Origin of the sequence: Vibrio kanaloae, from assembly GCF_024347535.1 — a bacterium.
GTDB lineage: Bacteria > Pseudomonadota > Gammaproteobacteria > Enterobacterales > Vibrionaceae > Vibrio > Vibrio kanaloae.
On record NZ_AP025497.1, the window covers coordinates 70,730 to 84,897 of the forward strand.

8 protein-coding genes, 2 tRNA genes, 2 rRNA genes and 1 pseudogene are annotated in these 14,168 nt (G+C 45.0%); 8 read left to right on the forward strand and 5 right to left on the reverse strand.

What is annotated here, in order from left to right; genetic code table 11:
- Window positions 1-414 precede the first annotated feature (414 nt).
- From OCV24_RS00315 to OCV24_RS00335, 5 genes and pseudogenes are all read left to right on the forward strand, one after another.
- Window positions 415-3,307, forward strand: a 23S ribosomal RNA gene (locus OCV24_RS00315).
- Between the two features lie 137 nt (window positions 3,308-3,444).
- Window positions 3,445-3,560: ribosomal RNA gene (gene rrf, locus OCV24_RS00320) — 5S ribosomal RNA — on the forward strand.
- Window positions 3,561-3,603: 43 nt separating this feature from the next.
- Window positions 3,604-3,680, forward strand: a tRNA-Asp gene (locus tag OCV24_RS00325).
- Between the two features lie 60 nt (window positions 3,681-3,740).
- Window positions 3,741-3,817 (forward strand) — tRNA-Trp (locus OCV24_RS00330).
- Window positions 3,818-3,986: 169 nt separating this feature from the next.
- Window positions 3,987-4,997 (forward strand): annotated as a pseudogene (locus OCV24_RS00335) (IS630 family transposase).
- Window positions 4,998-5,328: 331 nt separating this feature from the next.
- On the opposite strand, the gene OCV24_RS00340 reads toward OCV24_RS00335, so the two are convergent.
- The 4 genes from OCV24_RS00340 to hemC are packed head-to-tail and all read right to left on the reverse strand — an operon-like array spanning window position 5,329 to window position 9,425.
- Entirely contained in the window at window positions 5,329-6,510 is a 1,182-nt protein-coding gene (locus OCV24_RS00340; RefSeq protein ID WP_102507569.1) for a heme biosynthesis protein HemY, read from the reverse strand.
- Window positions 6,510-7,736: a uroporphyrinogen-III C-methyltransferase gene (locus OCV24_RS00345; RefSeq protein ID WP_102507568.1), complete on the reverse strand. Its 1,227-nt coding sequence runs from the start codon at window positions 7,734-7,736 to the stop codon at window positions 6,510-6,512. The genes OCV24_RS00340 and OCV24_RS00345 overlap by 1 nt, the downstream gene beginning before the upstream one ends.
- A 19-nt stretch (window positions 7,737-7,755) precedes the next feature.
- Complete coding sequence (locus tag OCV24_RS00350) at window positions 7,756-8,484, reverse strand: uroporphyrinogen-III synthase (RefSeq protein ID WP_146443919.1); 729 nt, start codon at window positions 8,482-8,484, stop codon at window positions 7,756-7,758.
- Window positions 8,485-8,486: 2 nt separating this feature from the next.
- Entirely contained in the window at window positions 8,487-9,425 is a 939-nt protein-coding gene (hemC, locus tag OCV24_RS00355; protein WP_137034146.1) for a hydroxymethylbilane synthase, read from the reverse strand.
- Window positions 9,426-9,768: 343 nt separating this feature from the next.
- Here hemC and OCV24_RS00360 point away from each other — a divergent pair, with 343 nt between their 5' ends.
- Window positions 9,769-12,297: a class I adenylate cyclase gene (locus OCV24_RS00360; RefSeq protein WP_017055548.1), complete on the forward strand. Its 2,529-nt coding sequence runs from the start codon at window positions 9,769-9,771 to the stop codon at window positions 12,295-12,297.
- Between the two features lie 69 nt (window positions 12,298-12,366).
- On the opposite strand, the gene cyaY is transcribed toward OCV24_RS00360, so the two are convergent.
- The gene (gene cyaY, locus OCV24_RS00365) at window positions 12,367-12,681 is read right to left on the reverse strand and encodes an iron donor protein CyaY (RefSeq protein WP_017055547.1); all 315 of its coding nucleotides are present in this window, start codon (window positions 12,679-12,681) and stop codon (window positions 12,367-12,369) included.
- Between the two features lie 75 nt (window positions 12,682-12,756).
- Here cyaY and lptM point away from each other — a divergent pair, with 75 nt between their 5' ends.
- Window positions 12,757-12,873, forward strand: a complete 117-nt coding sequence (gene lptM / locus OCV24_RS20840; protein WP_408059362.1) for an LPS translocon maturation chaperone LptM — start codon at window positions 12,757-12,759, stop codon at window positions 12,871-12,873.
- 41 nt (window positions 12,874-12,914) lie between these two features.
- Complete coding sequence (gene lysA, locus OCV24_RS00375; protein WP_017055545.1) at window positions 12,915-14,168, forward strand: diaminopimelate decarboxylase; 1,254 nt, start codon at window positions 12,915-12,917, stop codon at window positions 14,166-14,168.

A 14,168-nucleotide genomic window follows, 5' to 3' on the forward strand; every position in this document is an offset into this window, starting at 1 on the left:
AATAACGTAAGTTATTGATTAAAGCTTTTTGCTTTATGCTCTTTAACAATTTGGAAAGCTGACTGATTACTTAATTGGTTTTCACTTTAAACAGTGAAATCAAACAGCTCAAGGCTGTGATTAAGTTAATCAAATTTAAAAGTTCTCAATGTTTATCTGCTCTTAGTTAATAAGAACGGTATAAACACAACAAACACATTCAAGTGTCTTGTATTCGAATGATCAGAAATGATTGTTCATTTTTTGATTCTACTTTTTATTAAAAAGTGGAAACAAAAAGTAAATTGAGTCCGGCAAACAGTCATTGAGAATTAACCCTTCTTGATGACAACCAAAAACCTTGGTTAGTTGCCATACGCTTATTTGTCTTTACTTTTTAAAGTGAAAGCAAATAGAAACCCTTTCGGGTTGTATGGTTAAGTGACTAAGCGTACACGGTGGATGCCTTGGCAGTCAGAGGCGATGAAAGACGTAATAACTTGCGATAAGCCCAGATTAGGTAGTAATAACCTTTTGAGTCTGGGATTTCTGAATGGGGAAACCCACGTGCACAAGCACGTATCCTGTTGTGAATACATAGCAGCAGGAGGCAAACCGGGGGAACTGAAACATCTAAGTACCCCGAGGAAGAGAAATCAACCGAGATTCCGAAAGTAGCGGCGAGCGAAATTGGATTAGCCCTTAAGCTTTTAATGATGCAGGTGAAGCCTCTGGAAAGTGGCGCAGTAAAGGGTGATAGCCCCGTAACCGACACATCATCATCAGTGAAATCGAGTAAGGCGGGACACGTGATATCCTGTCTGAATATGGGGGGACCATCCTCCAAGGCTAAATACTACTGACTGACCGATAGTGAACCAGTACCGTGAGGGAAAGGCGAAAAGAACCCCTGTGAGGGGAGTGAAATAGAACCTGAAACCGTGTACGTACAAGCAGTAGGAGCACCTTCGTGGTGTGACTGCGTACCTTTTGTATAATGGGTCAGCGACTTAATTTTAGTAGCAAGGTTAACCGTTTAGGGGAGCCGTAGGGAAACCGAGTCTTAACTGGGCGTACAGTTGCTAGGATTAGACCCGAAACCAGGTGATCTAGCCATGGGCAGGTTGAAGGTTGAGTAACATCAACTGGAGGACCGAACCGACTAATGTTGAAAAATTAGCGGATGACTTGTGGCTAGGGGTGAAAGGCCAATCAAACCTGGAGATAGCTGGTTCTCCCCGAAAGCTATTTAGGTAGCGCCTCGGACGAATACTACTGGGGGTAGAGCACTGTTAAGGCTAGGGGGTCATCCCGACTTACCAACCCTTTGCAAACTCCGAATACCAGTAAGTACTATCCGGGAGACACACGGCGGGTGCTAACGTCCGTCGTGGAGAGGGAAACAACCCAGACCGCCAGCTAAGGTCCCAAAGTATAGCTAAGTGGGAAACGATGTGGGAAGGCTCAGACAGCCAGGATGTTGGCTTAGAAGCAGCCATCATTTAAAGAAAGCGTAATAGCTCACTGGTCGAGTCGGCCTGCGCGGAAGATGTAACGGGGCTAAGCTATACACCGAAGCTGCGGCTACGTACCTTAGGGTATGTGGGGTAGGGGAGCGTTCTGTAAGCCGTTGAAGGTGGTCTGTAAGGGCTGCTGGAGGTATCAGAAGTGCGAATGCTGACATGAGTAACGATAAAGGGAGTGAAAAACTCCCTCGCCGGAAGACCAAGGGTTCCTGTCCAACGTTAATCGGGGCAGGGTAAGTCGACTCCTAAGGCGAGGCCGAAAGGCGTAGTCGATGGGAAACGGGTTAATATTCCCGTACTTCTTACAATTGCGATGGGGGGACGGAGAAGGCTAGGTGGGCCTGGCGACGGTTGTCCAGGTTCAAGTATGTAGGCGGAAAGTTTAGGTAAATCCGGACTTTCTTAACGCTGAGATACGATGTCGAGCACCTACGGGTGTGAAGTCATTGATGCCATGCTTCCAGGAAAAGCCTCTAAGCTTCAGATTGTAAGGAATCGTACCCCAAACCGACACAGGTGGTCGGGTAGAGAATACCAAGGCGCTTGAGAGAACTCGGGTGAAGGAACTAGGCAAAATGGTACCGTAACTTCGGGAGAAGGTACGCTCTTATCAGTGAAGTCCCTTGCGGATGGAGCAGACGAGAGTCGCAGATACCAGGTGGCTGCAACTGTTTATTAAAAACACAGCACTGTGCAAAATCGTAAGATGACGTATACGGTGTGACGCCTGCCCGGTGCCGGAAGGTTAATTGATGGGGTTAGACTTCGGTCGAAGCTCTTGATCGAAGCCCCGGTAAACGGCGGCCGTAACTATAACGGTCCTAAGGTAGCGAAATTCCTTGTCGGGTAAGTTCCGACCTGCACGAATGGCGTAATGATGGCCACGCTGTCTCCACCCGAGACTCAGTGAAATTGAAATCGCTGTGAAGATGCAGTGTACCCGCGGCTAGACGGAAAGACCCCGTGAACCTTTACTACAGCTTGGCACTGAACATTGAACCTACATGTGTAGGATAGGTGGGAGACTATGAAATTGCGTCGCTAGATGTGATGGAGTCGTCCTTGAAATACCACCCTTGTAGTTTTGATGTTCTAACGTTGGTCCCTGAATCGGGATTACGGACAGTGCCTGGTGGGTAGTTTGACTGGGGCGGTCTCCTCCCAAAGAGTAACGGAGGAGCACGAAGGTGGGCTAAACACGGTTGGACATCGTGTGGTTAGTGCAATGGCATAAGCCCGCTTGACTGCGAGAATGACAATTCGAGCAGGTGCGAAAGCAGGTCATAGTGATCCGGTGGTTCTGAATGGAAGGGCCATCGCTCAACGGATAAAAGGTACTCCGGGGATAACAGGCTGATACCGCCCAAGAGTTCATATCGACGGCGGTGTTTGGCACCTCGATGTCGGCTCATCACATCCTGGGGCTGAAGTCGGTCCCAAGGGTATGGCTGTTCGCCATTTAAAGTGGTACGCGAGCTGGGTTTAGAACGTCGTGAGACAGTTCGGTCCCTATCTGCCGTGGGCGTTGGAAAATTGAAAGGGGCTGCTCCTAGTACGAGAGGACCGGAGTGGACGAACCTCTGGTGTTCGGGTTGTCATGCCAATGGCATTGCCCGGTAGCTACGTTCGGAATCGATAAGCGCTGAAAGCATCTAAGCGCGAAGCGAGCCTTGAGATGAGTTTTCCCTGGCACTATAAGTGTCCTAAAGGGTTGTCGTAGACTACGACGTTGATAGGCAGGGTGTGTAAGTGCTGCGAGGCATTGAGCTAACCTGTACTAATTGCCCGTGAGGCTTAACCATACAACACCCAAGGGGTTTTGTGGACTCAAAGAAACAGACCTTGAATGCGTTTGAAGAGACTTTTATTGCTCTATTGAATAGAGAAACAGCTTTCCGAATTATTAATTGTCGCAGAGGCGTCAATTAAACAGAATTTGCTTGGCGACCATAGCATTGTGGACCCACCTGACTCCATGCCGAACTCAGTAGTGAAACACAATAGCGCCGATGGTAGTGTGGGGCTTCCCCATGTGAGAGTAGGACATCGCCAGGCTTTAAATTTGAACACTTGTCAGCGACGACAAGTATTCCACTGCGGAGTGGTAGTTCAGTTGGTTAGAATACCGGCCTGTCACGCCGGGGGTCGCGGGTTCGAGTCCCGTCCACTCCGCCACTTATTCGAACACCTCGCCTAGTGCGAGGTTTTTTCGAATTTGAAGTAAGATAAAGTTTTAGGGGTGTAGCTCCAATTGGCAGAGCAGCGGATTCCAAATCCGCGTGTTGGGAGTTCGAATCTCTCCACCCCTGCCATATACGAAGCCTCAGCAGAAATGCTGGGGCTTTTTTGCATCTGTTGCTTCTACGAAGCAATGTTTGGAGCTGGATCTCCAACCCGGTCGAATCTCCTGAGTACCGGCTCATACCAATCTAAGTAAGAATGTAATCAAATCGAAACTTTCCAGCTCAACGTAATATTGCAATGGATAGCTTCAATAATATCGACTTCAAAAAACTTGCTAACCAACAAAGATCCGTCCAAATGAAGAAGCGATTACTAGCACTTGCTCACTTGAAAGACGGACATTCAAGAACTCAAATAGCAAAGTTCCTTAAAGTAAACAGAACCAGTGTGAATAAATGGGGCAAGTTTTTCTCGATGAAGGACTCGAGGGGTTACAAGAAAAGCCTCGAACAGGGAGACCTGCATTTTTGACGCCTAAGCAAAAAGAACAATTAAGCCAATTTCTTAAAAATGAGGCTGAAAATCCGTCTGGAGGTCGACTGACCGGCCATGATATTCATACATATATCGTCCAGGAATTTGGTAAACACTACCACCCTGACTCTATCTATTATTTGCTAAGTCATATAGGCTTTTCATGGATAACATCGCGTTCGAAACACCCTGATGAAATCCAAGAGGATTTTAAAAGATTCAAAATAGAAACGATCCTTAAGGCCCCCGGCCACATTGGGCTGGAGTATGTTGATATCTGGTTTCAGGACGAGGCTAGATTTGGGCAACAGAATACAATTACTCGCTTGTGGGGCTGAAGCAGGAACACGCCAAAGGGCGATAAACAGAAGCAATTTTGTTCGGCTCCGTTTGTCTTAGTTAAGGAGTTGGAGAATCTATGGTTGTACCTAGGGTCAATAAGGACATTATGACTGAGCACTTAAAAAAATAACCGAGATCACAGACGAAGGAAGACACGCAGTGGTAGTTATGGATGGTGCTGACTGACATACAGGTGATATCGCTAACGGGTTTAATAACGTCAGTATCATCAAGCTTCCTCCATACTCACCAGAGCTCAACCCAATAGAACAAGTTTGGAGTTGGGGTGCGGCAACGCTGTCTAGCGAACCAAAGTTTCGAAGACTATGATGATATCATTTCCAAAATATGTGTCGTATGGAATAGGTTCTGGAAGTGCCAGAAAGGGTCTCGAAGATGTGTTCAAGAGGATGGATAGACCTGACCAGTTAATTTTCCAGGTTGGTATTAGAAAGCTATGCTAGGAATAGCAGGGCTTTTTACGTTTCTAGGCTACCCCCGTCCTTAAATGTGTTTATAGATTGAAGACTCATTATGACAATTCCAAAACATACCCTACGTTAAGCGCATTCTGCGTAATGACTAAGCCTCGTTTCAAATAGCGAGTCGTTGTTTTATCTCCGTGTTGGTTTTGTCTAGAATCTGAACTCCATAGCCATACATTCCTTTCTTTAGTCTTGAACAATATAGGATGTTATCTAGGGTAAACTGCAGATACAAAAAAGCCGATGCTTGGCATCGGCTTCATGTTAAGTGTATTTTCTTAAGCTGGCTGAACTAGAGCGAGTGCCTTACGAGAAACTTCATGAGCTGCTTTGGTCAGGTTCTGCTTCTCTAGTGCATCAGATAGGTATCCGTAATCTGAAACATTAGAGCGAAGTGCTAGTGCTTTCTCGAAGTGACTTTGCGCTTCAGCCCATTTTTGCCCTCTTAGGTAGAACTGGGCTAATGCGCTGTGCGCTTCTGCATTGTTATCATTTTTACTGATAGCGCGCTCTAACATTACGACAGCTGGGTGGTTGTCGGCAAGGTTAAGCTCAGGGAGCAACATGTAGAGCTCATTTGAACCACTCTTCGCAATGTTCTCTTTGATCACTGTGAAGGCTTCTGAGTCAGCTTTACGAGCGATAAGTTGCTTCACAAAGCAGGATACAAGATGCGAACTTTGTTTCTGCTTTCTTGAAAGCTTGTTCCAATGGCTGATTAAACCTTCGCTACCTTGTTGTTGAGCCACATCATGAAGCAGTCCACATTGTGCTTTCTGTTCTAATTCACGTTGCTCATCAGCTGTTAGAAGCTTGTTCTTAACTAATTTAGGCGTTAACTCTAGCAATGGCTGCCATAACTTCAGTTGCAAGTAAGTGGCTTTTAACAGGCCAAGTACCGCTGTGTTGTTAGGGTATGTGCCTTTTAAAGTAGAAAGCGTATCGAATGCAGCTTCGTAGTTTGACTCACTGATTTGCTGTTTCGCTTTGGTTAGTTCAACAGACAGTAGAGAGTCCTCTTGTTGACTAGCAAGTTCGATGTACTTATCTCGCTCTGCAGTATTGCCTTGTTCATGCGCGGCTTGAGAAGCCACTAGGTAACAAAGTAGAGGCATGTCGTGATGGTTAGCCCAACGAGTTACCTTCTTCTCTGCGCCTTTCCAATCACCTTCAAGAAGTTTGATGATGCCTTCATTGGTATAACGACGAGAGTGTTTCAGTTTACGAACGCTGAACCAGTTCCAAGTGGTTGAGCTCGCGTAAATAAGCTTTTTAAATAGGTATTCCAAGCCAAACAGTGCAGCTAAAAGGGCAATCACAAAGATAGCCATTGTTGTCACACTCATTTCAATCGTCTTATTAGCAATTGAGATGAGTACATAACCTTGTTGGCCAGAGAACTGTGTACCGACAAACAAACCTACACCTAGAATGAGAAAAAGAAAAATCAAACGAATCATTATTTCTCCTCCGAGGTCATTACCGTCACCTCACGGCGTAGACGTTCGCGAATCACATCAGATAGCTCATTTTGAGACTCAAGTTTTACCGGGTATTTAACCGAGATGTTCTGCTCACTTAATTGCTTAATCGCCTTCTCAAATTCAATGACCGAATGGTTATCTTGGTTTAGGTATGATTTCGACCACTCGTTAGCTGTTTGCAGTGCTGCACTGTAGATATCGCCTTGTTCTTTATAGACTGCGCGAATGGCTGTCTCTAGTTTACCTTTGATATTTTCACGTAGGTAGAAGTGCTGTTCTGGTGATAGTAGAGGGATAACTTCGCCATCACGACTGCGGAATGTGATGAAGTTTTCTGAGAAGTCTTTCATCGACGTCATCAGGTTGTTCTGCCAATCATTAATATCTTGCGATACTGCTTTTTTCTCAACAACCGCAGTTTCTGGAAGAATCGCATTGGCAAGCGGCAGTGTATCGACTTGCTGTTGCAGACTTGTGATGCGTAGAACTAATCCGTCACGGTCGATCAGAGGAATAGTGCGAAGCTTAGTAATGTCATTGGTGATTGATTGACGAAGTGACACTAAGCTCGGGTCATTCAGTGCGGCGATACGTTGATCGGCGCTTTCCATTAACTTGGTGGCGCTAACGGCATCATGCTCTAGGAACAGTTTACGTCCTGCTAGTTTCACAAGGTAATCGGCTTCGGCAAGTAGCCAGTCGTTCGGGCGACGACCTTTCACGTCAGCCACTGCTAACTGCAGGCTTTGAATGCTCTTCTGCTGTTGAGACTGCACGACCTGAGTTTTCTCCACCGCGTGTGACGCTTCTTGGATAGTCTCTTGCTTAATGGTTTGTAGGTCTTTATTTACTGTAGATTGGGTGTTTTGTAGTTGTGCTTGAAGAGCGGCGATTTGAGCCGAGTACTCGGCACTCTTTTGCTGCATTTGAAATGCGATACCACCACTGAAGATAATAGAAATAGCGATCGCAATAGCGCCTAGTTTGACACCGCGCTTACCTTGCTTTTCGGCTTTCTCTATTTGCTCTTTATGTTCAGCTTGAGGCTGCTCATTTTTAACGGTATTTGAAGCAGAGGCATCAAGCTTCTGTTCAGGTTGTTTGGTCTCTGTAGTTTCAGCTTTTTCGTCTTCAACAACGACTGGCTGAGTGTCTTGTTTCTGTTCAGGTTCAATATGCTCATTATTTTTTTTGCTTGTCATGCTTATTTCCTGTTTCTAGCTAAGGCCGGAGAGCAGCCAGTAATATTTGGTTCGTAGCACTTTGAGTATTAACCACATTGGAGAACCCGAGCTGTTGTGCTCGTTCTGCTATGCGCTGACTTGGGACAAATAGTTGTCTTGTTGAAAGCCAAGCCAAATACTCGTCAGGAGTTATTGAGCAGAGGTACTCCAATTGTTCCTGACTAGTGATGACAACTTTAGATGTTTTTTTGTTGACCCATGTTTGATAGGTATTGTGGTCGTTAATAGGAATATATTCTCTACGGTAGGTCTCACAATAAGAGACTTGTGCACCTCTCTTGATTAAAGAATCCCTAATAAGCTCCCGCCCACTATTGCCACGCAATATCAAAATGGATTTATTATTTACGCTATTAAGTTCAGCCAGTTTAAGAAGGTGTTCACTATCACTCACCTGAGGGTAGTTTACTTTTTGTTTGCAAGACTTGCTTAAAATATGCGCGGTTTTTTGACCGACGCCAAGATAAAGCGGCGAAGTTGGCCAAATAGATGAGGTTTTCGAAAGGATGCTCTGGGCAGCAGTCACGGCATGGTGACTGACTGCAATAATGATATCGCTACTATTAAGCTGGGTACTTAAATCCACTGAGTCTGGATTATCAACGATACGAATAAGCGGATGATGGGTTGCTTGAATCCCTTCATCCGCGAGTTGTTGGCAAAGCGATTGCCCCTCAGTCCCGGGGCGAGTTACCAACACGGTCATGATTATTCTTGGTCTGCGTAGAGCTTGGTTAAGATTTCTCTCGCACCTTCATCCAGCAATTGATTTGCTAGAGTAGTGCCCAGAGCTTCAGCATCTTTACGAGAGCCTGAGATCTCGCCGCGAACCATTTTAGAGCCATCCGGTTCACCGACAAGGGCGCGTAGCCAAATGTTGTCGCCATCCAATAGTGAGTAGCTACCGATAGGAACCTGGCAACCACCTTCCAGAGTCAGGTTCATTGCACGTTCGCATAGCACACGATCAGCGGTGTCTTTGTCATTAAGTGGTTCAAGAAGTTTAATCAGTCGTTCATCATCAAGACGACACTCGATCCCTACCGCACCTTGTCCAACGGCAGGTAGAGATTGTTCGGGTGCGATGAAGCTGCGGATGCGTTCTTCTAGTTTTAGGCGTTTAAGACCAGCCGCTGCCAGTACGATAGCGTCATATTGTCCATTATCAAGTTTACCTAAACGAGTCCCCACGTTACCACGCAGTTCTTTAATGATTAGATCAGGACGGTATTCGAGTAATTGACACTGGCGACGCAGGCTACATGTACCAACGATAGCACCTTGTGGTAGTTCATCGATGTTGTTGTAGGTATTTGAAACGAAAGCATCACGAGGATCTTCACGTTCACAAATTGTCACCAAACCGAGACCTTCAGGAAAGTCGACAGGGACATCTTTCATGGAATGAACGGCTAGGTCAGCACGACCCTCTAGCATTGCCACTTCGAGTTCTTTTACGAACAGCCCTTTACCACCGACTTTAGCAAGCGGGGTATCGAGGATGACGTCACCTTTGGTCACCATAGTTACCAACTCAACCTCTAAACCAGGGTGAGCAGCTTGAAGAGCATCCCTTACAAAGTATGCCTGCCAAAGGGCAAGAGGGCTTTTTCTGGTGGCGATACGGATTGGTGCTGAATTTGTCATGGTGTTTCCGGTATAGGTTCTTTAATTGCTCAATCCTATCATTGTGAAAAGAAAATTTTTACTGTTTGATCATCCCATGCTTTGATAGCTGACGAATTTTCATTAGTTCACCAAAATAGTGTGATTAGTATCTCATTTGAAACATGGGCTATTATTAGAAATAGTCAATAAAGAGGACACTACGGCGCCGTGATTTTTACTTATTGTCATTAAGGAATTGATAGGCGAGACTGGTTCCTTTGCTTTACCATTAAAGGTAAAAGTGTTAAATTGATCACGTTTTGTTGCTTGTATCGTTTAGTAACTAAACAGAAGTGCATTTATCTTAAACCAAGGACTTACCTTGCAGGCTTACACTCAGACTTTGATTCAACGATTGGACAATCTAAACCAACAGCGCATTGATCGAGCGTTGGCGTTGATGAATTTGCAAGGCCAGCAAGTTTTCAACCTAATACCTGCACTGCTTCATTTTAATCATCCCATGATGCCTGGTTATTACGACGAGCAAGTTCCTTTTGGAATACGAAGCTTCACCTTAAACTCATTCCAAAAGCAATTTGTCTCTGATACTGAATTAACGCTGGGTGGTAAACTCACCGAGGCTACTGAGCCTGCTATCTTGGGTTTGTACACTATGGGTAGCACTTCTTCTATTGGCCAAAGCACCTCTAGTGATCTCGATATTTGGGTCTGTGTTTCGTCGGATATGGATGGCGCGTCACGTGATAGCCTGACGAATAAATGTCTGCTTATTACGGACTGGGCTGAAACCTTAGGCATTGAAGCTAACTTCTTCCTGATGGACGAAGAGCGTTTCCGTTCGAATCATTCTGAAGAGATGACTGGAGATAATTGTGGCTCGTCTCAGCACCTATTATTACTTGATGAATTTTATCGTTCTGCGGTTCGTTTGGCTGGTCAACGCCTGTTATGGCAAATCATTCCGCCAGAAATGGAGGAGTGCTATGACGAGTATGTTCAAGGCTTATGTCAGGGTGGGGCTCTTGATTGTTCGCAGTGGATTGATTTCGGTAAGTTGAATAGCATCCCTGCTGAAGAGTATTTTGGGTCCAACTTGTGGCAACTGTATAAGAGTATTGACTCACCGTATAAATCGGTGTTGAAGGCGATCTTGTTAGAAGCTTATTCTTGGGAATACCCAAATACACAACTTCTAAGTATTGATACCAAGCGTCGCTTTTTTACGGATGAACCTGATCTCTATGGTATGGACAGTTACTATCTGATGCTCGAGAAGGTGACTCGTTACCTAGAGCGGATAAATGATCATATTCGATTGGATCTAGTGAGACGCTGTTTCTACCTGAAAACCCATGAGAAACTGTCACGTGAAGCGGGTATGGGGTCTGTGGCCTGGCGTCGTGAAGCTTTGACTGAGATGACAACATCTTGGAATTGGGGGAATGAAATCATTGCAGAGCTCGATAACCGCCGTAACTGGAAGGTTGAGCAGGTTAAAGTTGTGCACCATGCACTGCTTGATGCATTGATGCTGAGCTATCGTAACCTGATTCAGTTTGCTCGTCGTAATAACATTACTTCAGCGATTAGCCCACAAGATATCAGTATCCTAGCTCGTAAGCTTTATGCGGCTTTTGAAGTGTTACCAGGTAAAGTGACGTTATTGAACCCACAAATCTCACCGGATCTTCATGAGCCGGATTTGAGCTTTATTGAGGTTCGCCAAGGCCAAGCTAACAAGGCCGGTTGGTATCTGTATAAACAACCACTGGTTGCCCATCGAATCCTTGGTCAGCCATCGCTCGAGCACCATGAGTACTTGAGTAAGTTGGTGGCTTGGTCATTCTTTAATGGTTTAATTACGGAATCAACTCGTTTGCATTCTGTCGTTCGTGATGCTCATATTGATATTGATAAGTTCTATCAAATGGTGAGTGATCTGCGTAATACGTTTTCTTTGCGTAAGCGTCGTCCAAGTATGCAAGCGCTCGCGAGTCCGTGTGAGATAAGCCAACTGGCGATGTTCATCAACTTCGAAAACGACCCGACTTCGGAGTTAACGGGTCGTGCATTGAAAGTAGATGTGAAGAACGCTGATATTTTCAGTTTTGGAGAAGAAGGCAAGAGCTTAGTCGGCAGTGTTGATTTGGTTTATCGAAACTCTTGGCATGAAGTGCGTACACTTCATTTCCAAGGTGATACTGCAATGCTAGATGCTTTGAAGACGGTACTTGGAAAAATGCACCAAGATGCTTTACCTCCAGAGTCTGTTGATGTTTTCTGCTACAGCAAAAACTTGCGCGGTGTGATGCGTAACATGGTTTATCAATTACTGGCTGAGTGTATTGATTTACGCTTGAAACCGATCGAACCAGAGAAACGTCGTCGCTTTAAGGCTATCCGCTTAGCGAACAAGATGTTCGGTCTGTTCTTCGAACGCCGTGGAGTATCGGTACAAATGCTCGAAAATTCGGTTGATTTCTATCGTAGTATTTCAACAAATAAGTTGAAGGGCTCACCACTATTGATGCTCGATAAAGAGCAAGAATACCAACTACCAGAAGTGGTGGATGGTTTTGCGAGTGAAGGTTTAATTCAATTTTTCTTTGAAGATACGGATAAAGGTTTCAATATTTACGTATTGGATGAATCTAATCAAATTGAGGCTTACCACCAATACAATGGTGAGAAAGATGAGATGATTGCGAGCGTGAACTCTTTCTATACCTCGGTAAAAGATGAGACAAAGGTGTCATCTAAGTTGATTAATTTCAATCTACCTCAGTATTACCAAATTGTTCATCCGGAAGAAGGCAGTTCTTATGTTGTGCCTTATCGCAATGATGCTATTTTGTCTTCGCGGAGTTCAAAGATAGTAAATATTTAGGTTTATCTCAGCGGGTAGATATTAAAAAGGAGTGATTGATTCACTCCTTTTAGTTTTTCTTACAAATGATTAAACCCAATCAATTTCTTCACCTGCGTGCTTCACGCACTCTTCTTTAACCATCTCAAACAGTTCCATACCAGTCTTTGAGCATGTCCACTTGTCGCCAACTAACTTGAAGTGAAAGCCTCCAGATTTCGACGCTAACCAGACCTCATGCATTGGTTCCTGGCGATTGATGATGATCTGGCTGCGGTCTTCAAATTCCAGCGTCATCACGTTGCCTGTCACTTCGTAATCAACATCTGCCTCTGATTCATCGATGGCTTCTTCGATGTTTTGCATCTGTATATCGACCAGTTGATGAAATTCAGTATCGTTCATCCTTTCTATCCTATTGCTTTTCCTGAGTGTGGTGCGATTATAGGGGGCATTGAGTTAATAATCACGATATGCAAAATGAAAAAATTAATTACCGCTCTGTTTATGGTGTCCGTTATTGGACTTTCTGGTTGTGGTCAAACAGGTCCGTTGTACGATCCTGATGAAGTACAACAGGCAGAACAATCAGAATAAGTGAAACACGCAGAAATCGTTATTTATAAGGGATAAGAACTTTGGATTACTTCAACTATCAGGAAGATGGCCAGCTTTGGGCTGAGGACGTCGCACTTTCACAACTCGCAGAGCAATATGGTACACCGCTGTATGTATATTCTCGTGCAACATTAGAACGCCACTGGAACGCGTTCGATTCATCAGTTGGTGAGCATCCGCACTTGGTGTGTTATGCCGTTAAAGCTAACTCAAACCTTGGTGTATTGAATACTTTAGCTCGCTTGGGCTCAGGTTTTGATATCGTTTCTGGCGGTGAGTTAGAGCGTGTGATTGCTGCCGGTGGCGATCCGGCAAAGGTTGTGTTCTCTGGTGTCGGTAAAACAGCCGCTGAAATGAAGCGTGCGCTTGAGTTGAACATTAAGTGTTTCAACGTAGAGTCTGAACCAGAACTCGAACGGTTAAATAAAGTGGCGGGCGAATTGGGTGTTAAAGCGCCTATTTCACTGCGTATCAACCCAGATGTTGATGCTAACACTCACCCTTATATTTCTACTGGTTTACGTGATAACAAATTTGGCATTGCTTTCGATCGTGCTCCTGCAGTGTACGCTTTTGCACAAACACTCGATAACTTATCTATCCATGGTATCGATTGTCATATTGGTTCTCAGTTAACGGATCTCGAACCATTCATCGATGCAACAGACCGTCTGCTTGCACTTATCGATCAATTGCGAACTGATGGTATTAATATCAAGCACCTCGATGTAGGTGGTGGTTTGGGTGTGGTTTATCGCGATGAATTGCCACCACAACCTTCCGATTATGCGAAAGCTCTGCTTGCTCGATTAGAAAATCATTCTGATCTGGAGCTGATTTTTGAACCAGGAAGAGCGATTGCGGCGAACGCTGGTGTATTATTAACAAAAGTCGAGTTCCTGAAGCCAACAGAACATAAGAATTTTGCCATCATAGATGCAGCAATGAATGATTTGATGCGTCCCGCGCTTTATCAAGCATGGCAGGATATTGTGCCAGTGAGCCCACGTCAGGGTGAGTCTGTGACCTATGATTTGGTTGGCCCTATCTGTGAAACGGGTGACTTCCTAGGTAAAGATCGTGACCTTGTTCTTGAAGAAGGTGACCTACTAGCAGTTCGCTCCGCTGGTGCTTATGGCTTCGCGATGTCATCTAACTACAACACTCGTTCGCGTGCGGCTGAAGTGATGGTGGATGGCGATAAAACTCATTTGGTTCGTCAGCGTGAAGAGCTTACGAGTCTGTGGGAACTTGAAAACATTCTTCCGGAGTAA

Bases quoted from the DNA above. Each gene is read 5' to 3' on its own strand.
- OCV24_RS00340 (WP_102507569.1), bottom strand. From the start codon at position 6,510: ATGATTCGTTTGATTTTTCTTTTTCTCATTCTAGGTGTAGGTTTGTTT.
- OCV24_RS00345 (WP_102507568.1), bottom strand. From the start codon at position 7,736: ATGACAAGCAAAAAAAATAATGAGCATATTGAACCTGAACAGAAACAA.
- OCV24_RS00350 (WP_146443919.1), bottom strand. From the start codon at position 8,484: ATGACCGTGTTGGTAACTCGCCCCGGGACTGAGGGGCAATCGCTTTGC.
- hemC (WP_137034146.1), bottom strand. From the start codon at position 9,425: ATGACAAATTCAGCACCAATCCGTATCGCCACCAGAAAAAGCCCTCTT.
- cyaY (WP_017055547.1), bottom strand. From the start codon at position 12,681: ATGAACGATACTGAATTTCATCAACTGGTCGATATACAGATGCAAAAC.
- lptM (WP_408059362.1), top strand. From the start codon at position 12,757: ATGAAAAAATTAATTACCGCTCTGTTTATGGTGTCCGTTATTGGACTT.